The 18635-nt window shown below is 66.4% G+C and carries 13 protein-coding genes and 8 pseudogenes; 9 read left to right on the top strand and 12 right to left on the bottom strand.

The genetic code is table 11. From position 1 onward, the window contains the following. Positions 1–48: 48 nt before the first annotated feature. The 6 genes and pseudogenes from G4G28_RS03020 to ssuE form a co-directional block, all read right to left on the bottom strand. Entirely contained in the window at positions 49–264 is a 216-nt protein-coding gene (locus tag G4G28_RS03020; protein WP_182990795.1) for a hypothetical protein, read from the bottom strand. 560 nt (positions 265–824) lie between these two features. Beyond that, positions 825–1577 (bottom strand): annotated as a pseudogene (locus G4G28_RS03015) (ATP-binding cassette domain-containing protein); the annotation flags it as partial. A gap of 11 nt (positions 1578–1588) precedes the next feature. Continuing rightward, complete coding sequence (ssuC, locus tag G4G28_RS03010) at positions 1589–2416, bottom strand: aliphatic sulfonate ABC transporter permease SsuC (RefSeq protein ID WP_183108017.1); 828 nt, start codon at positions 2414–2416, stop codon at positions 1589–1591. Then, positions 2416–3566: pseudogene (ssuD, locus tag G4G28_RS03005) on the bottom strand (FMNH2-dependent alkanesulfonate monooxygenase). Before ssuD ends, ssuC begins: the two are co-directional and overlap by 1 nt. Before the next feature lie 10 nt (positions 3567–3576). Further along, positions 3577–4548 (bottom strand): annotated as a pseudogene (locus G4G28_RS03000) (sulfonate ABC transporter substrate-binding protein). A 31-nt stretch (positions 4549–4579) separates the two neighbouring features. Continuing rightward, a pseudogene (ssuE, locus tag G4G28_RS02995) lies at positions 4580–5154 on the bottom strand (NADPH-dependent FMN reductase). A 189-nt stretch (positions 5155–5343) separates the two neighbouring features. On the opposite strand from ssuE, the gene G4G28_RS02990 reads away from it, so the two are divergent. The 8 genes and pseudogenes from G4G28_RS02990 to G4G28_RS28815 all read left to right on the top strand — a co-directional run bounded on the left by G4G28_RS02990 (position 5344) and on the right by G4G28_RS28815 (position 12862). After that, complete coding sequence (locus G4G28_RS02990) at positions 5344–6564, top strand: acyl-CoA dehydrogenase family protein (protein WP_183108016.1); 1221 nt, start codon at positions 5344–5346, stop codon at positions 6562–6564. Positions 6565–6567: 3 nt separating this feature from the next. Beyond that, positions 6568–7382, top strand: a pseudogene (locus G4G28_RS02985) (methionine ABC transporter ATP-binding protein). After that, positions 7375–8034 (top strand): annotated as a pseudogene (locus G4G28_RS02980) (methionine ABC transporter permease). Before G4G28_RS02985 ends, G4G28_RS02980 begins: the two co-directional pseudogenes overlap by 8 nt. Before the next feature lie 21 nt (positions 8035–8055). Further along, positions 8056–8880: a MetQ/NlpA family ABC transporter substrate-binding protein gene (locus G4G28_RS02975; RefSeq protein ID WP_182990793.1), complete on the top strand. Its 825-nt coding sequence runs from the start codon at positions 8056–8058 to the stop codon at positions 8878–8880. Then, a pseudogene (locus G4G28_RS28820) lies at positions 8877–10303 on the top strand (LLM class flavin-dependent oxidoreductase). The gene G4G28_RS02975 and the pseudogene G4G28_RS28820 overlap by 4 nt, the downstream one beginning before the upstream one ends. 15 nt (positions 10304–10318) lie before the next feature. Further along, positions 10319–11305, top strand: coding sequence for an aliphatic sulfonate ABC transporter substrate-binding protein (locus tag G4G28_RS02965; RefSeq protein WP_182990792.1), 987 nt, complete (start codon positions 10319–10321; stop codon positions 11303–11305). Positions 11306–11307: 2 nt separating this feature from the next. Further along, entirely contained in the window at positions 11308–12180 is an 873-nt protein-coding gene (locus G4G28_RS02960; protein ID WP_183108015.1) for an ABC transporter permease, read from the top strand. Beyond that, positions 12177–12862, top strand: a pseudogene (locus tag G4G28_RS28815) (ABC transporter ATP-binding protein). The gene G4G28_RS02960 and the pseudogene G4G28_RS28815 overlap by 4 nt, the downstream one beginning before the upstream one ends. Positions 12863–12951: 89 nt before the next feature. Here G4G28_RS28815 and epsC read toward each other — a convergent pair. From epsC to G4G28_RS02925, 6 genes are all read right to left on the bottom strand, one after another. After that, positions 12952–13869: a serine O-acetyltransferase EpsC gene (gene epsC, locus G4G28_RS02950; protein WP_183108014.1), complete on the bottom strand. Its 918-nt coding sequence runs from the start codon at positions 13867–13869 to the stop codon at positions 12952–12954. 210 nt (positions 13870–14079) lie between these two features. Continuing rightward, positions 14080–14430: a DUF3147 family protein gene (locus G4G28_RS02945; RefSeq protein WP_182990789.1), complete on the bottom strand. Its 351-nt coding sequence runs from the start codon at positions 14428–14430 to the stop codon at positions 14080–14082. Between the two features lie 42 nt (positions 14431–14472). Then, positions 14473–14928, bottom strand: coding sequence for a dihydroneopterin triphosphate diphosphatase (gene nudB / locus G4G28_RS02940; RefSeq protein WP_182990788.1), 456 nt, complete (start codon positions 14926–14928; stop codon positions 14473–14475). Positions 14929–15023: 95 nt separating this feature from the next. After that, positions 15024–16826, bottom strand: a complete 1803-nt coding sequence (gene aspS, locus G4G28_RS02935) for an aspartate--tRNA ligase (RefSeq protein WP_182990787.1) — start codon at positions 16824–16826, stop codon at positions 15024–15026. Positions 16827–16884: 58 nt separating this feature from the next. Further along, positions 16885–17472 (bottom strand): DUF502 domain-containing protein, encoded by a 588-nt coding sequence (locus G4G28_RS02930; protein WP_182990786.1) that lies wholly within the window; start codon positions 17470–17472, stop codon positions 16885–16887. A 45-nt stretch (positions 17473–17517) separates the two neighbouring features. Then, entirely contained in the window at positions 17518–17823 is a 306-nt protein-coding gene (locus G4G28_RS02925) for an FmdB family zinc ribbon protein (RefSeq protein ID WP_182991695.1), read from the bottom strand. Positions 17824–18088: 265 nt separating this feature from the next. Between G4G28_RS02925 and G4G28_RS02920 the strand changes: the two genes are divergently transcribed. Beyond that, on the top strand, positions 18089–18625 hold the full coding sequence (locus G4G28_RS02920) for a hypothetical protein (protein ID WP_183108013.1): 537 nt from the start codon (positions 18089–18091) through the stop codon (positions 18623–18625). Positions 18626–18635: the final 10 nt, after the last annotated feature.

Here is an 18635-nt window from a genome sequence, read left to right as displayed (position 1 = left end):
GGTGCGGCCTCTTGGGGCCGCTACCCCGCGAGGAGGAAATCGTTCAGCTCACTCTCCCGCGCATTCGAACGCGGGGGCTGCTTCCCATTCCTGGCGCAGCGCGGCATTGCGGGGCGACGCCAGGTTCTCTGCCTCGGACAGCGGAACGGAAACCAGACGCGGGCCGCTCAAGCGCAGGCCGCATTGCAGGTCGATGTAAAAGCACTCATCGTCCACGCTCACTGCTTTCACTTTTTCCTCGTGCTTCTGTTCGGATGGTTCCATGCGTATCTCCAGAATCTAGTTGGACTGTGTTGCAGTTCAAAAACTCGCTCGACGCGAACCGATGACGATATGCGACCCGTTTCTGAATGTCAAACGCAGAATCTATTGTGCGCTAGGCCACATAGCGAATTTCCTATAGGTAACTTACGTTGCATAATTGATTTAATTAGGCAAATATTAAATTTTCCTAGAAGAAAATATTCTACTCAGGCTGCATATTTGTATCTAAATGTAGGGGATTTCACCCGGATTTTTCGCTGTTCTGGCCAACTTTCACTGTGTCAAGAAAGACAAGACGGCGACGCAAGCGTGGAAACTTTTGCCATGGGCCATCAATTTGTCCGACAAAATCTTGTTAAGTTGTAGGATTAATACTTTCTGACTGTTGTATTCATGCATGAACTAGCGAAAACGCTTGACTTTTTTAAAGCCACAGAATTGCGGCACTTTTATTGCTCTTGAGATGTAAATACAGCGATACGGCGCCAGCCCGCCGCCTGCGCTGGCTGCGCGAACACTCGGCCGTAAAGCAACCCGCCCGGCCTTCAAGACCCCGTACCGAGCACGCAGTCCAGCAATGCGCGCTCGAGGGCGGCAAACGCACTGCTGCCGCGCTCCCGGGGATGGGGGAGCGTGACGGCCAGGTCATGCGCGATGCGCCCGTCCTCGACAACCAGGACACGGTCGGCCAGCGCCAGTGCTTCCTGGACGTCGTGCGTGACGAGGACGGCGCTGAAACCCTGCTGCCGCCAGAGCGAGGCGATCAATTCCTGCATCTCGATGCGGGTGAGAGCGTCGAGCGCGCCCAGCGGCTCGTCGAGCAGCAGCAGTTGCGGCGCATGCACCAGCGCGCGCCAGGGCGACGCGCTGGCGTTGCCCGCCCGACAGCACCGCGGGCCACTCGCCGGCACGTTCGGCCAGGCCGACGGTCGCCAGCGCCCCCTGGCCTTCCGGATGCCCTCGGCGCCCTTCAACCCGAGCGCGACATTGTCCAGCACAGTCTTCCGGGCAGCAGCCGCGCTTCCACGGAACATCAGGCGCAGGCCCTGGCCGTCGCTGCCGGCATCGACGACGAGCTCGCCGCCGTCGGCACGCTCGAGGCCGGCGATCAGGCGCAGCAGCGTGCTCTTGCCAGAGCCGCTGCGCCCGACCACGGCAACGAATTCGCCAGGCGCGATGCGCAGGTCGATCCCTTCCAGTACGCTGCGCCCGCCATAACGTTTCGACAAGCCGCGCAGCGATACCGCCGCGCCGCGCGCGCCCTGCCTTGCTGCCAGGCTGACCCGGGCCGCTTCTTCCGTTGTGATATGCATCGTGGGTCCTATCAAAGGTAAGCGGGATTCCAGCGCAGAAAGTGCCGCTCGAGGAGACGTGCCGCCAGGTCGGCCAGCTTGCCCAGCAGGGCGTACAGCAGGATGCCGACCAGCACCACGTCGGTTTGCAGGAATTCGCGCGCGTTCATGGTCATGTAGCCGATCCCCGATTGCGCCGAAATCGTTTCCGCCACAATCAGCAGTACCCAGACGAGGCCCAGCGAAAAGCGCATCCCGACCAGGATCGAAGGCAGCGCCGCCGGCAGGATTACGTCGCGGTGCAGCGCCCAGCCGGATAGCCCGTAGCTGCGCGCCATCTCGATCAGGCCCTGGTCCGCCGAGCGGATGCCGTGGAAGGTGTTCAGGTAGACCGGGAAGAAGACGCCGACGGCGAGCAGGAACAGCTTGGCCGTCTCGTCGATGCCAAACCAGAGGATGACCAGCGGGATCAGCGCCAGCGCCGGGATGTTGCGGATCATTTGCAGGGTGGTGTCGAGCAGCGTTTCCGCCCGCCGCGAACTGCCGGTGAGCAAGCCCAGCAGCAGCCCCAGTCCGCCGCCCAGGCCAAAGCCGACGGTGGCGCGCCACAGGCTGGTGCGCAGGTGGGTCCACAATTCTCCCGACTCGGCCAGCGACCAGAAGGCCGTCAGCACCTGCCAGGGCGCGGGCAGGATGCGGCTCGACAGCCAGCCGAGCTGGGCTGCCAGCTGCCAGCCCAGCACGAGCGCGACCGGCAATGCCCAGCCGGCCAGCGCCGCGGCCAGGCCGCGTCCACGCTCCCGTGCCGGCGCCTGCCGCGTGCCGGCCGCGGCTGCCCCAGTCAGCTCGGCCGCCGCCATCAGGCCGCCTTCTTCGGCACGATGTCGCTGGCCATCATCTCGCCGAAGGGACCGGTCAGCGACTGCTCGCCCTGCTGTTTCCCTTTGCCGAGCAACGGAAACACCAGTTCGGCGAAGCGGTAGGACTCTTCCGGTGCGGATAGCCCGACAGGATGAAGGTCTCGATGCCGAGGTCGGCGTACTCGCGCATGCGCGCCGCCACCGTTTCCGGGTCGCCCACCAGGGCGGTGCCGGCGCCGCCGCGCACCAGGCCGACGCCCGCCCACAGGTTCGGCGACACCTCGAGCTTGTCGCGGCGCCCGCCATGCAGCGCGGCCATGCGTTGCTGGCCGACCGAATCCATCTTCGCAAACGCGGCCTGCGCCTTGGCGATGACCTCGTCGTCGAGGTGACTGATGAGCTCATCGGCTGCCTGCCAGGCCGCTTCATTGGTCTCGCGCACGATCACGTGCAGGCGGATGCCGAAGCGCACGGTGCGGCCGCGCCTGGCGGCGCGGGCACGGATATCGGCCAGCTTCTCGGCCACCGCCGCCGGCGGCTCGCCCCAAGTCAGGTACACGTCCATCTGATCGGCCGCCAGCTCGTGCGCCGGTTCCGAGGAGCCGCCGAAATACAGCGGCGGATGGGGTTTCTGCACTGGAGGGTACAGGGTGCGGGCGCCCTTCACCTGCAGGTGCTTGCCCTCGAAATCGAAGCCGGCCGCGCCACCTTCCCCGGCCATGCTGGCGCGCCAGATGCGGATGAACTCATCCGAAATTTCATAGCGCTTGGCGTGGTCGGCCACCAAGCCATCGGCTTCCAGTTCGCCCGGGTCGCCGCCGGTGACGACGTTGATCAGGAGGCGCCCGTTCGACAGGCGGTCAAAAGTGGACGCCATGCGCACCGACAGGCCCGGCGTCGACAGGCCCGGCCGGATCGCCACCAGGAATTTCAGCCTCTGGGTGGCGCCGATCAGCGAGGAGGCGACGATCCAGGGATCTTCGCAAGAGCGGCCGGTGGGCAGCAGCACGCCGTCGTAGCCGAGCGTGTCGGCCGCGACCGCGATCTGGCGCAGATAGTCGGCGTCGACCGACCGGGCACCTTTTGCCGTGCCGAGATAGCGGCTGTCGCCGTGGGTAGGGAGGAACCAGAAAACGTCAGGGGTGGACATGGACTTTCCTTCAGAGCGGGGTCGCCAGCTGGGCGTCTTTTACCGCGATGGGTTTCGGAATCAGTTTCAGGCCGTGGAAGGCGTCGGCGATGCGTTGCTGCTCGCGGATCACTTCAGGCGACATCGGCTTGACGCCATAGGCATAGCGCTTCGCGGCAAGTTCGACGACATTCGGCGCGAGGCCCGTCTGGGCCGTCAGGATTGCGCTCACCTCGGCCGGATTGGCGCGGCCCCACTCGTCGACCTTGGCGATTTCCTCGAGCAGGATGCGGTTCACGTCCGGGTGCGCCTCGGCGAAGCTGCGCGAGGCCAGGTAGAACTGGTGGTTCGACACCAGCCCGCGGCCGTCAGCCAGTACGCGTGCGCCCAGCTGCTGCTCGGCGGCGGCCAGGAACGGATCCCAGATCACCCACGCATCGACGCTGCCGCGCTCGAAAGCGGCGCGCGCGTCGGCGGGCGGCAGGTAGATCGGCTGGATCTCGTTGTAGGCGATGCCGGCTTTTCCAGGGCGCGCACCAGCAGGAAGTGCACGTTCGAGCCCTTGTTCAGGACGATTTTCTTGCCGCGCAGGTCGGCCAGCGTGCGCAGTGTGGAACCCTTCGGCACGACGATCGCCTCGCTGCCCGGGAGGCCGGTTCGTGACCGACATAGACCAGGCGCGCGCCGGCAGCCTGGGCGAAGATCGGCGGCGCCTCCCTACCGTGCCGAAGTCGATGCTGCCGACGTTGAGCCCTTCGAGCAGGACCGGGCCGGCCGGGAATTCAGTCCACTTGACGGCGATCTTGCGCGCCGCCAGGCGCTTTTCCAGCGTACCGCGGCCCTTGAGCAGGGTCAGGGTGCCGTATTTCTGGTAGCCGATGCGGACTTCCGACAGCGGGGCGGACTGGGCAAGGACATGGCCGTGCAGGCCGGCGGCGATGCCCGCGGCAAGCAGACCAAGGGCGTGGCGGCGCGCGGGCCGCGAAGGATGGTCGGGAGGCATGTGGTGTTCTCTCTTCTATATAGATGGGAATTCAGGCGTGGGCGTGGACGCGGTCGATGGCGGCACTTGGCGCCGGTGCGCCGCCCTGGAGTTCGGAGGCGAGCTGCTCGACGCCCGCGGTGACGCGCACGGCGATCGGGGCGGCCAGCACCAGGCTGCCGTCGCCGCCGCGCCCCAGCTGGTCCGCCGTCGCATAAATGCTCGGCAGGATGAAGCGCGCCGCCAGCGAGGCCAGCACCGGGCGCAGCGCATAGTCGAGCGCCAGCATGTGCGACTGGCTGCCGCCGGTGGCCAGCGGCAGCACCAGCTTGCCGGCCAGTCCGTCCTGCGGCAACAGGTCGAGGAAAGCTTTCAACAGGCCCGTGTAGGACGCTTTATAGACGGGAGTGGCCACGATCACCGCTTCCGCCTGGCGCACCAGCGACAGGGGCGCGCGATCTCGGCGTCGGCAAGGTCGGCGGCCAGCAACGCCTGCGCCGGCAGTTCGCGTACTTCGATGGCCGCGATGCGATGGCCGTGCAGGGCCAGGCGGTCGCCGATGTAGTGCAGCAGGCGCGAGGAAGAAGAATGCGGCGAGGGGCTTCCGCCCAGCAGGATGACGCTCATGATGTTGTCCGATCAATATGGATGAGGACAGCGTAGAGCCCTGCGTGTTGAAAGAAAACTAATCGTTTCGCACATCGATATGCGCTCGGCGTTTTAAGGTTTTGCGCATATCGAAGACCGGATTTCTTCGTTCACGAACGCCGTTGGGCGGTGCAATACTGGCCGCCACTTTCTCGACAATGCTTCCCCATGCCTTCTCTTTCCTCGGCCGTGCAGGCCACCGCGGACGCTACGCCGGCCGCCACCGCCCCGCAAGACCCGTTGGCGCTGGCGGCCGAACTGGCGGCGCAGTTCGCCCTCACCGCCGCCGAGCGCGACCGCGCCGGCGGCCATGCCGCGCACGAACGCGACCTGATCCGCGCCAGCGGCCTGCTGACCTTGTCGATCCCGAGCGCCTTCGGCGGCCAGGGCGCGTCCTGGCAGACCGTGCTGGCCGCCGTGCGCACGCTGGCGGCCAGCGACAGCGCCCTGGCCCACGTGTTCGGCTTTCACCACCTGCAGCTGGCGGGCATCCTCTTGTACGGCACCGCGGTCCAGCAGCGCAACCTGCTGGGCGCGACCGTGCAGCAGGGCCTGTTCTGGGGTAATGCCTTGAACCCGCTCGACAAGCGCACCGCGGCCCGTGCCATCCCCGGCGGCTTCGTGCTCGACGGCGTCAAGAGCTTTTCGTCCGGCTCGGTGGGTTCCGACTGGCTGACGGTGTCGGCCTGGGTCGAGGAGGCAGGCGCCGCCCTGATCGGGGTGCTGCCGACCGACCAGGTGGGCGTGCGCGTCGAGGCGGATTGGGATGCCTTCGGCCAGCGCCAGACCGACAGCGGCAACGTCCACTTCGACGGCGTCTACCTGCCGTCGGCGCTGGTCCTGCAGGCGCCCGGGCAGACACCAACACCCCAGTCGACACTGCGCTCGCAGGTGGCCCAGCTGATCATGACCAACCTGTATCTCGGCATCGCCGAAGGGGCGTTCGGCGCCGCGCGCACCTGGACTTTGGACCACGCGCGGCCCTGGTTTGCATCAAGCGTCGGCCAGTCCAGCGACGACCCGTTCGTGCAGCACCGCTATGGCGAGTTCTGGCTCAAGCTGCGCCCGGCGCTCCTGCTGGCCGACGAGGCCGCGCGCCTGCTCGACGCGACCTTCGACCAGGGTGCCGCCCTGAGCGCGCAGGAACGGGGCGAGGTGGCAGTTTCCGTCGCCGCAGCCAAGGTGCTGGCGCACCGCGCCGCGCTCGACATCGGCAGCGAGATGTTCGAGCTGACCGGTGCGCGCTCGACCTCGAACCGCTTCGGCTTCGACCGCTACTGGCGCAACGCCCGCGTGCACACGCTGCACGACCCGGTCGACTACAAATTGCGCGACCTCGGACGCTATGCGCTCGAGGGCCGCCTGCCCGAACCCACGCCCTACTCCTGACCCATGGACAGCTATCCGAAACCCGCGGCGGCGAGCGCGATCCGCCTCGACGGCGTCGCCAAATCCTTCGCCCTGCCCGATGGCGGCTGTTTCGATGCCGTGCGCGATGCGAGCCTGGACATCGCCAGCGGCGAGATCTTCGGCCTGGTCGGGCGCAGCGGCGCGGGCAAGTCGACCCTGCTGCGCATGATGAATTTGCTCGAGCGGCCCGACCGCGGCACGGTCAGCGTCGACGGCGAGGAACTCACGCGCTTGGGCAAGCGCGAGCTGCGGGCGGCGCGCCGGCGCATCGGCATGATCTTCCAGCAGTTCAACCTGCTGCAGAACGCCAGCGTCTTCGAAAACGTCGCCTTCCCGCTGCGCATCCACGATGCGATGAACGCCCCGCGCCTGCAAGCGCGCGTGGAAGAATGCCGGAACTGGTCGGGCTGGCCGACAAGTCGACCGCCTATCCGGCGCAGCTCTCCGGCGGGCAGAAGCAGCGCGTGGCGATCGCCCGCGCGCTGGCCAGCCATCCGGCCGTGCTGCTGTGCGACGAGCCGACTTCCGCGCTCGACCCCGAAACCACGCGCGCCCTGCTCGAGACCCTGCGCACCATCAACGCCCAGCTGGGCGTGACGGTCGTCATCGTCAGTCACGAGCTGCCGGTGCTGGGCACGCTGTGCGGGCGCGTCGCCGTCATCGAACACGGCCTCGTTGCCGAGGAGTTCGCGCTGGCCGACCACAGCGTCGCGCGCCGCACCGCACTGGGACGCGAACTGGCCTATTACGGTACCGAGGCCTTCGCCGCGGCCGCCTGGGGAGCGGCCCATGCCTGAACAACTCATCGCCATCCTGCCCGAACTCTGGACCGCTTTCCTGCAAACCGCGCTGATGCTCGGCATCGGCCTGGGCGCGCCCTGCTGGTCGGCGGCCCGCTGGGGTGCTGCTGTTCCCGGTATCGCAGGGCCAGGCGTTGGCGCATCGCCCCGCCGCGCTGGTGCTGGGCTGGATCGTCAACACGGTGCGCTCCTTCCCCTTCATCATCCTGATGGTCGCGCTGGTGCCGGTCACGCGCACCCTGGCCGGCACTTCCATTGGCCCGCTGGCGGCCGCCGTGCCGCTGTCGCTGGCGGCGATCTTCTATTTCGCGCGCCTCGTCGAACAGAATCTGCGCGACGTGCCGCGCGGCGTGATCGAAGCGGCGCAGGCGATGGGCGCCTCCGAATTCCAGATCGTCATCCGCGTGCTGCTGCCGGAAGCGCGCGCCGCCTGGTGCTGTCGCTGACGGTACTGGCGATCAGCTTCCTGTCGTATTCGGCCGTGGCCGGCGTGGTGGGCGGCGGCGGCATCGGCGACCTCGCCATCCGCTACGGCTACTACCGCTTCGAGACCGAGGTCATGGTGCTGACCGTCGCCCTGCTGGTGCTGCTGGTGCAGCTGATCCAGTTCGCCGGCAACCGCGCGGCGCGCCGCCTCGACAAACGCTGATCCAACCCACAAGGACCCCTCATGTTTTCTGCCCGCCGTTCCCTGCTCGCTACCATGCTCGGCCTGTCGCTGCTCGCCGGCGCCCAGGCCAGGGACCCGAAGGAACTCGTCATCGGCACCAGTGCCGGGCCGTACGCCGACCAGGTCCGCCTCGGCATCAAGCCGATCCTGGAAAAACAGGGCTACAAGGTCAAGCTGGTGGAATTCAACGACTACATCCAGCCGAACTTCGCGCTGGCCGAAGGCTCGCTCGATGCCAACGTGTTCCAGCACATCGTCTACCTGACCCGCTTCGCCGAGCAGCACAAGCTGGCGCTGTCGGAACTGGTCAAGATCCCGACCGCGCCGATCGCCATCTACAGCCGCAAGCACCGCTCGCTCGACGAGGCCAGGGCGGGCAGCACGGTCGCGCTGCCGAACGACCCGACCAACCAGGCGCGCGCACTGGTGATGCTGGACCAACTCGGCTGGATCCGCCTGCGTCCCGGCATCGACCCGATCCGGGCGTCCGAGAAGGACATCGCCGCCAACCTGCGCGGCGTGAAACTGCTGCCGCTGGAAGCGGCGCAGCTGCCGCGCTCCCTGCAGGACGCAGACTACGCTTTCGTGAACGGCAACTTCGCCCTGGCCTCGGGCCTGAAACTGCGCGACGCGCTGCGCACCGAGAAGATTTCGCCCAGCTATGCCAACCTGGTGGCGGTGCGCACCGCCGACAAGGACAAGCCCTTCGCGCGCGACATCGCCGCGGCCTACCGCTCGCGTGAGTTCCTGGAGGTGACGAACCGCCTGTTCGCGGACTACGCCAAGACCGACTACCAGCTGGCGATGGAGAAAAACGCAAAATGACAGCGGTGCACACTCTTTCGAAACCGGTCCGCTTCAACGCCTTCCAGATGAACACGCCCAGCCACCAGTCGCCAGGGCTGTGGCGCCATCCCCGCGCTGATGGCTTCAAGCGCGGCGCCGACTACCGCGATGCCGGCTACTGGGCCGAGCTGGCGCGCCTGCTGGAAGCGGGCGGCTTCGACGCCATCTTCCTCGCCGACGTGCTGGGCGCCTACGATGTCCATGGCGGCAGCCTGGACGCGGCGCTGAAACACGGCGTGCAGATCCCGCTGAACGATCCGCTGCTGCTGGCACCCGTCATCGCGGGTGCGACCACGCGCCTCGGCATCGGCGTCACTGCCGCCGTCACCTACGAACATCCGTACACTTTCGCCCGCCGCATGTCGACGCTCGACCATCTGACCGGGGGGCGGATCGGCTGGAACATCGTCACCGGCTACCTCGACAGCGCCGCGCGCAACCTGGGCCAGGCGCAGCAGCTTGGCCACGACGCCCGCTACGACCTGGCCGACGAATACCTGGAAGTCGTCTATAAACTGTGGGAAAAGAGCTGGGACGAGGACGCCGTGGTGCGCGATCGTGCGCGCGGCGTCTACACCGACCCAAGCCGGGTGCACCCGATCAATCACGCAGGGGTGCATTACACCGTCCCCGGCATCCACCTGTGCGAGCCGTCGCCCCAGCGTACGCCCTTCCTGTATCAGGCCGGGGCCCCCCGCGCGGGCTGGCGTTTGCCGCGCGCCACGCCGAAGCCACCTTTGTCAGCGCGCCCACCCGCGCCATCGTCAAGCGCTATGTCGACAGCGCGCGCGCGGTCGTCGCCGCCGCCGGGCGCGATCCGCAGGCGCTGCTGGTGTATGCGCAGGCGCTGGTGGTCACGGGCGCCACCGAAGAGGAAGCACGCGCACGCCTGCGCGAATACGAAGAGCACATCGACATCGACGCGTCCCTCACCCTGCTCTCGGGCTGGACCGGTGTCGATTTTTCCCGCTACGACCTCGACGCCACGATCGACTACATCGACACCGAGGCCGGCCGCTCGGCGCTGGCATCGCTTTCCGTCGCCGATCCGTCGCGACGCTGGACCGTGCGCGAGGCGGCGCGCTTCATCGGCCTGGGTGGACGCGGCCCCGTGATCGTGGGCGACCCGCGCCAGGTAGCGGACGAATTGCTGACATGGTTCGACGAGACCGGCATCGACGGCTTCAACCTGGCCTATGCGCTGGCGAAAGAAGACATGCGCAACGTCGTCGAACTGGTGGTGCCGGAACTGCGGCGGCGCGGCCGCTACAGGGTAGACGAAGCCGGTGCGGACAGCGCCACCACCTTGCGCGAACGCCTGCTCGGCACCGGCCCGCGCCTGCAGGAAAACCACCCGGGCCGCCAGGTCCGGATCGACATTGCGCTGCGTCCCGCAGCCTGACCGAAAGCGAACACCATGAAAAGAAGAAGCCTGCTCCAGCTAGCCGCCAGCGGCGCCGCCCTGTCCATCCTGCCGCTGTCGGCCCGTTCGGCATCGGCCCGGCTGGAAGAACTGCGCCTCGATTACGCCTATTATTCGCCCACCAGCCTGGTGCTGCGCCATTTCGGCTGGCTGGAAGAAGCCTTCAAGGCCGACGGCACCCGCATCAAATGGGTGCTCAGCGCCGGCAGCAACCGCGCGCTCGAATACCTGAATGCGAACAGCATCGACTTCGGCTCGAGCGCCGGCCTCGCCGCCCTCCTGGCCCGCGCCAACGGCAACCCGATCCGCACGCCCTATATCTATTCGCGCCCGGAGTGGACCGCGCTGGTGGTGCCGAAGCATTCGCCGATCCGCACGCTCGCCGACCTGAAAGGCAAAAAGATCGCGGCCACCAAGGGTACCGATCCGTATCTCTTCCTGCTGCGCGCACTGCACAGCGTGGGACTCGGGCGCAAGGACATCGAGCACGTCAGCCTGCAGCACGCGGACGGGCGCACGGCGCTGGAGCAGGGCCGCGTCGACGCCTGGGCCGGGCTCGATCCGCACATGGCGGCCAGCGAGCTCGAAGGCGGCGCGCGCCTGCTGTACCGGAACGTGGCCTTCAATACCTATGGCTTCCTGAACGTGCGCGAGGAATTCCTGGCCAACTATCCGCAGGAGACGGCGCGCGTGATCGGGGCCTACGAGCGCGCCCGCGCCTGGACCCGCGCCAATCCGGTCGAGGCGGCCAAGATCCTGTCGAACGAAGCGAAGGTGTCGCTGCCGGTCGCCCTGCTGCAGGTGAAGCTGCGCAGCGACTTCAGCAACCCGCAGCCGTCCAACGAACACATCAAGGCCTTGCAGCTGGCCGCGCCCATCCTGCGCGACGAGGCATTGGTCAAGCCGGGTACCGACCTGGACGCCGCGATCTCCAGCCTGATCGACACCCGTTTCGCTCGATCGCTGATCGCGCGCGCCTGAGCATGAAACGCGACGCGCCCCAGTCGATCGAACTGGCGCCGCCCTCGGCCCGGCCGCGGCCGCGCCTGCGCCTGCCGCTAGGACTGATCCTGCCTGCGCTGGCGCTGGCCGGCGCCGAGGCAGGCGTACGCAGCGGGCTGGTGCCGGCCAACCTGATGCCGGCGCCCAGCGAGATCGCCGGCACCCTGACCTGGCTTGCGCACAATGGCCTGGGCGGGCACCTGGCCAGCAGCTGCCTGCGCGTGGCGGCAGGCTTTGCGGCGGGGTCCACGCTGGCGCTGCTGCTGGGCGCCCTGGTGGCGCTGAGCAGCCATGGCGCGCGCCTGCTCGACCCCAGCTTCCAGGCCCTGCGTGCGATTCCCTCGCTGGCCTGGGTGCCGCTGCTGCTGCTCTGGTTCGGCATCGACGAGACGCCCAAGCTGCTCCTGATCGCCATCGGCGCCTTTTTCCCCGTCTACATGGGCGTGGTGGCGGGCATGCGCGGCGTCGACCGCAAGCTGGTCGAGGTCGGCCAGCTCTACGGACTGCGGCCGGCGGCGCTGGCAAGGCGGGTGCTGCTGCCCTCGGCGCTGCCGTCGATCCTGACCGGACTGCGCAACGGCCTGAGCCTGGCGTGGATGTTCATGGTCGCCGCCGAACTGATCGCGGCCAGCCAGGGCCTGGGCTACCTGCTGTCTGACGGGCGCGAATCGAGCCGCGCCGACATCATGCTCGCCGCGATCTTCCTGCTTGCCCTGCTGGGCAAGGCCAGCGATACCGCGATGGGGGCGCTGGAGACACGCCTGCTGTCCTGGCGCGACAGCCTTGGCAACCGCGTCGGCTACCGCACCGGCTACCGCGCCGGCTACCGCACCGGCTACCGGGAGGCCCGATGAGCGCCCTGCTGGATGTGGCCATCGACGAAAAGCGCCATGGCGAGCGCACCATCCTGCGCGGACTGCGCCTCTTCCTCGAGGCTGGCGAGATCGTCAGCCTGGTTGGGCCCAGCGGCTGCGGCAAGAGCACGCTGCTGTCGATCGCCGCCGGTCTCGATCCCCATTACCGCGGCGGCGTGCGCCTGCGCGGCGGACAGGTCAGCGGGCCGCAGCGCGAGATCGGCCTGATCTTCCGGGAGCCGCGCCTGTTTCCCGGCTGACGGTGGAAGAGAACATCGTCTTCGGTGCGGCACCGGGGGCGTTTGACGCGGCACGCGTGGCGGCGCTGCTCGACGAAGTGGGCCTGGCCGGCTATGCGCAAGCGCTGCCGAAGCAGCTGTCGGGCGGCCAGGCACAGCGGGTGGCGCTGGCGCGCGGGCTCTACCTGGAGCCGCGTGTGCTGCTGCTGGACGAACCGTTTTCGGCGGTGGACGCGTTCACGCGCATGCGCCTGCAGGACTTGCTGGCGCGCGTGGCCGAACAGCGCCGCTTGACGGTGCTGCTGGTGACCCATGACATCGACGAAGCCTTGCAACTGAGCGACCGCGTCGTCCTGCTCGATAAGCTACCGGGCCCGCCGCGCGAGGAGTTCGAGGTGGGCCTGGCGCGGCCGCGCGCGCGGCGCTGGCGGCCTCCTCCGTAAAAGCGGACATCCTGGCCAGCCTGCATGCGATGCACGCCGTGTAGCCGACGCTGGCCGGTACCGCCGCGGGGCGGGCGCCGGCGCCCGGTCTAGCAGCCGCGCATCTGCGCCTGGGTGACGTTGCTGCCCGGTGCCACGCTCTGGGTGAGCCAGACATTGCCGCCGATGGTCGAGCCGGCGCCCACCGTGATGCGGCCGAGGATGGTGGCGCCGGCGTAGATGACGACGTCGTCCTCGACGATCGGGTGGCGCGGCGCACCTTTCACCGTGGCGCCGTGTTCGTCGGTGGGGAAACGGCGCGCGCCCAGCGTGACGGCCTGGTACAGGCGCACGCGCTGGCCGATGATGGCCGTCTCGCCGATCACGACGCCGGTACCGTGGTCGATGAAGAAGCTGGCGCCGATCTGCGCGGCCGGGTGGATGTCGATGCCGGTGAGCGTATGGGCGATGTCGGCCGCCAGCCGCGCCAGGAAAGGCACCCCAAGCCGATGCAGGCAATGCGCCAGCCGGTGGTAGAGCACGGCAATGGTGCCGGGATAGCAGAGCATGATTTCGGCGACCGAGCTGGCCGCGGGATCGCCGGCAAGGGCCGCCTGCACATCCGACACCAGCAGCGCGCGGATTTCCGGCAGGCTGGTGGCAAACGAGCGCGTGATGGCGCAGGCGCGCGTCGTCAGCTCGGCCTCGCCCAGGTCTTCCTGGCCAGGATTGAAGCGCAGCGCGCGCCGCACCTGCTGGACCAGGCGGTCGAGCGCGACGTTCAATGTGTCGCCGACGAAGTAATCGATGCTTTCGTCGTTCAGGTCTGGCCGCCCGTAATGCGTGGGGAACAGCGCCGCCGACACGCCTTCGATCACCTGCTGCAGCACCGCGCGCGACGGCAGTTCGCGCACGCGTCCCTGGTGGCGGATGTTGTGGGTCGATTCGCGCGAAGTGCGCAGCGCGTCGATGATGGGGCCGAGGTGCCAATGGCTGGAGCCGGCCTGCTCCGTCTGATCGTTGTTCATTTGACCAGACTACTCCAAGCCGGGCCAAAAGCGAACGATTTTGATCACACTTTCTTATATCGAAATGCGGACGTCGTGCTAACGCATCGGCGGCTATTCATGTCGCATGGACGGCGGCAGCTAACGCTCCTCGAGGTTCCGCGTGGGCTCGGGGCGCCCACCCTACGGCGCGGCAGGCGTAGGGTGGGCTCCCCGGGCCCACTCGGTCATCTACAGCAAAACAATCCCGAAACGCTTCACCACCATCGCAAACGCCGCAAAGCAGGCCACCGTCAGCGCCGTGCAGGCGCCCAGCGTCCACCAGAACCCGAGCCGCTGCAGCAGCCAGGGAAAGGCCAGGAACATCGGCAGGGTGGGTACCACATACCAGAAGGTGTACCAGGCGTGGTTCGCCAGCTTGGCCTGCGGCTGGTGTTCCAGGTACAGCCATACCAGCGTCAACAAGGTCACCATCGGCAAGGCGGCAATAAACCCGCCAATGCGATCGCTGCGCTTGGCCGCTTCGGACACGAGCACGACGACGGCCGCCGTGATCAGGTATTTCGTGATAATCCACTTCATTGTGTTGCTTTCTTTTATTCTGAAACAGGCGGCGTCCTCGCCTCAGGAGGCGCCGTGCAGGTGCCGCGGCAACTGCAGCACCGCTTCCGCATTCGACGAGGAAAAGCAGCGGTCGGCCGCTTCCAGCAGCGGCAGCCAGGCGTACTGCAGGTGCTCGCGCGGGCTGAGCGTGATGGGAATATCGCGCGGCACGCAGACCGAAAACACGTGCTCGGTGTTATGGGTGACGCCCGGCGCGTAGCGGTGGCGCCAGGTCGGATAGATCTCGTAGACGTTCGACAGCTTCCAGTCGTGCAGGCGGATACGCTCGCCGTCGGCAACGATGCCGGTCTCCTCGAACAGTTCGCGCGTGGCCGTCGCCAGCAGCGGCTCGTCAGGCGCATCGAGCGAACCGGTGACCGACTGCCAGAAACCCGGACGGTCGGCCCGCTCGATCAGCAGCACCTGCAAATCCGCGGTGTGGATGACGACCAGGACCGATTCGGGAATCTTGTGCACGCTTGGTTTCTCCGTGGGACAAACAAAAAAGGCTGGAGCCCGTCCTGCGACGTGGCGCCAGCCCCTATTCTACCCAGCCGTACGGCCGAGCGTGTTTAGCCCACTTTCGGCTCGTTGCGCAGGCGGATATGCAGTTCCTTCAACTGCTTCTCGTCCACTTCCGACGGCGCATTGGTCAGCAGATCCTGTGCGCGCTGGGTTTTCGGGAAGGCGATCACGTCGCGGATCGATTCCGAACCGGTCATCAGGGTGACCAGACGGTCCAGGCCGAAAGCCAGGCCACCGTGCGGCGGCGCGCCGTATTGCAGGGCGTCGAGCAGGAAGCCGAATTTCAGCTGCGCTTCTTCGGCGTCGATCTTCAGCGCGCGGAACACTTTACTCTGCACGTCTTCGCGGTGGATACGGATCGAGCCGCCACCCAGTTCCCAGCCGTTCAGGACCATGTCGTAGGCTTTGGCGATGCAGGCACCCGGATTGGTTTCCAGCATGTCTTCGTGGCCGTCCTTTGGCGCGGTGAACGGATGGTGGGTCGCGGTCCAGCGGTTGTTTTCTTCGTCGTGCTCGAACATCGGGAAGTCGATCACCCACAGCGGTGCCCAGACGTCGTCGAACAGGCCGGCCTTCTTGGCGAATTCCGAGTGGCCGATCTTCACGCGCAGCGCGCCCATGGCATCGTTGACGACCTTCGCCTTGTCGGCGCCGAAGAAGATCAGGTCGCCATCTTGCGCACCGGTCATTTCCAGGATCTGGGTCAGCACCTCGTCGGCGATGTTCTTGACGATTGGCGACTGCAGGCCGTCACGGCCTTTGGCTTTCTCGTTGACCTTGATGTAGGCCAGGCCCTTGGCGCCGTAGATGCCGACGAACTGGGTGTAGGCATCGATTTCCGAGCGCGGCATCGAACCGCCCTGCGGCACGCGCATGCCGACCACGCGGCCACCGCTCATGTTCGCGGCGCTGTTGAAGACCTTGAACTCGACCGACTTCATCAGCTCGGTCAGCTCGGTGAATTCGAGTTTCACGCGCATGTCCGGCTTGTCCGAACCGTACTTGCCCATGGCGGTGGCAAAATCCATCACCGGGAACGGGTTCGGCAGGTCGATGCCGGCGGCGTTCTTGAACACCACGCGCATCATGTCTTCGAACAGGTCGCGGATTTCCTGTTCGGTCAGGAAGGAGGTTTCGCAGTCGATCTGGGTGAATTCCGGCTGGCGGTCGGCGCGCAGGTCTTCGTCGCGGAAGCACTTGGTGATCTGGTAATAACGGTCGAAGTTCGCCACCATCAAGAGCTGCTTGAACAGCTGCGGCGACTGCGGCAGCGCGAAGAAGTTGCCCGGGTTGACGCGCGAGGGCACCAGGTAATCGCGGGCGCCTTCCGGGGTCGACTTGGTCAGCATCGGGGTTTCGATGTCGATGAAGCCCAGGTTGTCGAGGTACTTGCGCACTTCCATCGACACTTTATAGCGCAGGCGCAGGTTGTGCTGCATCTGGCCGCGGCGCAGGTCGAGCACGCGGTGGGTCAGGCGGGTGGTTTCCGACAGGTTGTCGTCGTCCAGCTGGAAAGGCACCGGCACCGATGCGTTCAGCACTTCCAGCTGGGTGGTGTTGATCTCGATCTTGCCCGACTTCAGGTTGGCGTTGGCCGTGCCTTCCAGGCGGTTGACGACGGTACCGGTGATGCGCAGGCAGTACTCGTTGCGCACGTGCTCCGCGGCCTTGAAGACATCCGCATTGTCGGGATGGCAGACCACCTGCACCAGGCCTTCGCGGTCGCGCAGGTCGATGAAGATGACGCCACCGTGGTCGCGGCGGCGATGCACCCAGCCGCACAGGCTGACGGTTTGGCCCAGCAGTTCTTCGGTGACGAGGCCGCAGTAGTTGGTACGCATGGAGGACATATTTTTCTCTATTCCAGGTTGGTATATCGGTGCCGCCTGCGGCGGCCTTGATGCTATTTTATTCGGGAGCGACGACGCCCATGGAAACGATGTATTTCAACGCCGCGTCGACGGTCATGTCCAGCTCGACGACCTTGCTGCGTTCCATCATCAGGAAGAAGCCGGAAGTCGGGTTCGGGGTCGTCGGCACATACACGCTCAGGTAGTCGCCGACCAGGTGGTTCTTCACGTCGCCGCCGGGCGCGCCGGTGACGAAGGCGATGGTGTAGGAATCGGCGTGCGGATAGGGAATGAGCACGGCCTGGCGAAAGGCATTGCCGGACGACGAGAACAGCGTATCGGACACCTGCTTGACGCTGCCATAGAGGGAGCTGACCACGGGAATACGCTTGAGCAGGCGTTCGCCCAGGCGCACGACATAGCCGCCGACCAGGTTATTTGTCAGCAGGCCGGTCAGGAAGACGATGGCGATCGTCAGGATGGCGCCAATACCCGGGATGTTGAAGCCGACCAGGGTGGCGGGGCGCCAGCGCACCGGCACCAGCAGCAGCGACTGGTCGAGCGTGCCGATGACGAGGTTCAGCACCCAGGCCGTGATGGCCAGCGGGACCAGGATCAGCAAGCCGGTAAGGAAATATTTGCGCATTGTTTCTCGTTGTTCTTATTGCTGCGGCCCGGGGGCCGCAGTGCATCAGGAAGCGCTCGGCTCGCTTTTCGCGGCTGGCGCCGGCGCCGGCGCAGCGGCGGCATCAGCAGCGGGTGCGGCGACCGTACCCGCCGTCGCCGCAGGCGCCGTGCCGGTGGCCGGGGCGCTGCCGCCACGGAAGTCGGTCACATACCAGCCAGTACCCTTGAGCTGGAAGCCAGCCGCGGTCACCTGCTTCTTGAACGCAGGCTTGCCGCAGGACAGGCAGGTCGTCAGCACAGGATCAGAAATTTTTTGCAGTACATCTTTGGAAAAACCGCATTCGTCGCAGCGGTAAGCGTAAATCGGCATTTGATACTCCGCAAAAATCTTCAAAACCCTGAATTATAAAGCTTTTACGGCGGGTGTTGCCGATTCCGCGGAAAGGCCTCTGGCATGGCGAACACGCCCTGCCCCGGATGCCCCGGTGCCGCCCTCAGGTGTTGTATTTCGTCAGCATTGCATTGCGCACAGTTTGCCAAGCGTCAACTATGTGATTAAATACCATCCCTGAACAGCACACCTGTCGGCAGGCCTGCCTGTCGACCGCATGGTTTAAGAAACAGAAGTTTGCGCGATGCAGATCGCCGCATGGCCGTACAAGAACGCTGTACTTCAGTCGCCCGCATCAGCGGGCATTTTTTTTGGCCCTGTCGTCGCCCCTTCCCGCGCGGCTACCAACATGTCGATCAGCGCGCGACGCCCCCGACAAGCCGCGGCGGGGCGGACAGGCAACCGGGAACGTGCGCGTCCGACCACCCGGCTGCGGCAACACCTCGACCAGCCGTCCCGCCGCCAGGCGGGCTTGCGCAAACAGGCGCAGGCACAGTGCGCTCCCCCTCCCCTGCTCGGCCAGCCAGATGACGCCCGTCGCGTCGGTCGACACCGTCACCGACCTCACCAACGAGATGCTCGGTTTCCGCAACGAAGGCCGGGAAACCTGCCGCCGATTATGCTGCCGCTGGGTTATCGCAAGGCCGAGCAGGACTGGCTGGTCGACCTGGCGAAGCTGCGCCACTCGCTCGGGCATTTTGCGAGCGTGATCGACAGATTCCATATCGCCGCATGGGATAGCCGCATTAATGCCTCCGCAATTGAAAACCGGGAGTATTGAACTCAGCAAT

This window comes from Massilia sp. Dwa41.01b (assembly GCF_014171775.1).
In the GTDB taxonomy this organism is placed as follows: domain Bacteria; phylum Pseudomonadota; class Gammaproteobacteria; order Burkholderiales; family Burkholderiaceae_D; genus Telluria.
This window is presented reverse-complemented; position numbering and strand designations above follow the sequence as displayed.

What these genes read in the sequence shown, in the direction of transcription:
- epsC (WP_183108014.1), bottom strand. Translation starts at nt 13,869, where the DNA reads ATGAACAACGATCAGACGGAGCAGGCCGGCTCCAGCCATTGGCACCTC.
- G4G28_RS02920 (WP_183108013.1), top strand. Translation starts at nt 18,089, where the DNA reads ATGCAGATCGCCGCATGGCCGTACAAGAACGCTGTACTTCAGTCGCCC.
- G4G28_RS03020 (WP_182990795.1), bottom strand. Translation starts at nt 264, where the DNA reads ATGGAACCATCCGAACAGAAGCACGAGGAAAAAGTGAAAGCAGTGAGC.
- G4G28_RS02930 (WP_182990786.1), bottom strand. Translation starts at nt 17,472, where the DNA reads ATGCGCAAATATTTCCTTACCGGCTTGCTGATCCTGGTCCCGCTGGCC.
- aspS (WP_182990787.1), bottom strand. Translation starts at nt 16,826, where the DNA reads ATGTCCTCCATGCGTACCAACTACTGCGGCCTCGTCACCGAAGAACTG.
- G4G28_RS02975 (WP_182990793.1), top strand. Translation starts at nt 8,056, where the DNA reads ATGTTTTCTGCCCGCCGTTCCCTGCTCGCTACCATGCTCGGCCTGTCG.
- G4G28_RS02925 (WP_182991695.1), bottom strand. Translation starts at nt 17,823, where the DNA reads ATGCCGATTTACGCTTACCGCTGCGACGAATGCGGTTTTTCCAAAGAT.
- G4G28_RS02945 (WP_182990789.1), bottom strand. Translation starts at nt 14,430, where the DNA reads ATGAAGTGGATTATCACGAAATACCTGATCACGGCGGCCGTCGTCGTG.
- G4G28_RS02990 (WP_183108016.1), top strand. Translation starts at nt 5,344, where the DNA reads ATGCCTTCTCTTTCCTCGGCCGTGCAGGCCACCGCGGACGCTACGCCG.
- G4G28_RS02965 (WP_182990792.1), top strand. Translation starts at nt 10,319, where the DNA reads ATGAAAAGAAGAAGCCTGCTCCAGCTAGCCGCCAGCGGCGCCGCCCTG.
- G4G28_RS02960 (WP_183108015.1), top strand. Translation starts at nt 11,308, where the DNA reads ATGAAACGCGACGCGCCCCAGTCGATCGAACTGGCGCCGCCCTCGGCC.
- ssuC (WP_183108017.1), bottom strand. Translation starts at nt 2,416, where the DNA reads ATGGCGGCGGCCGAGCTGACTGGGGCAGCCGCGGCCGGCACGCGGCAG.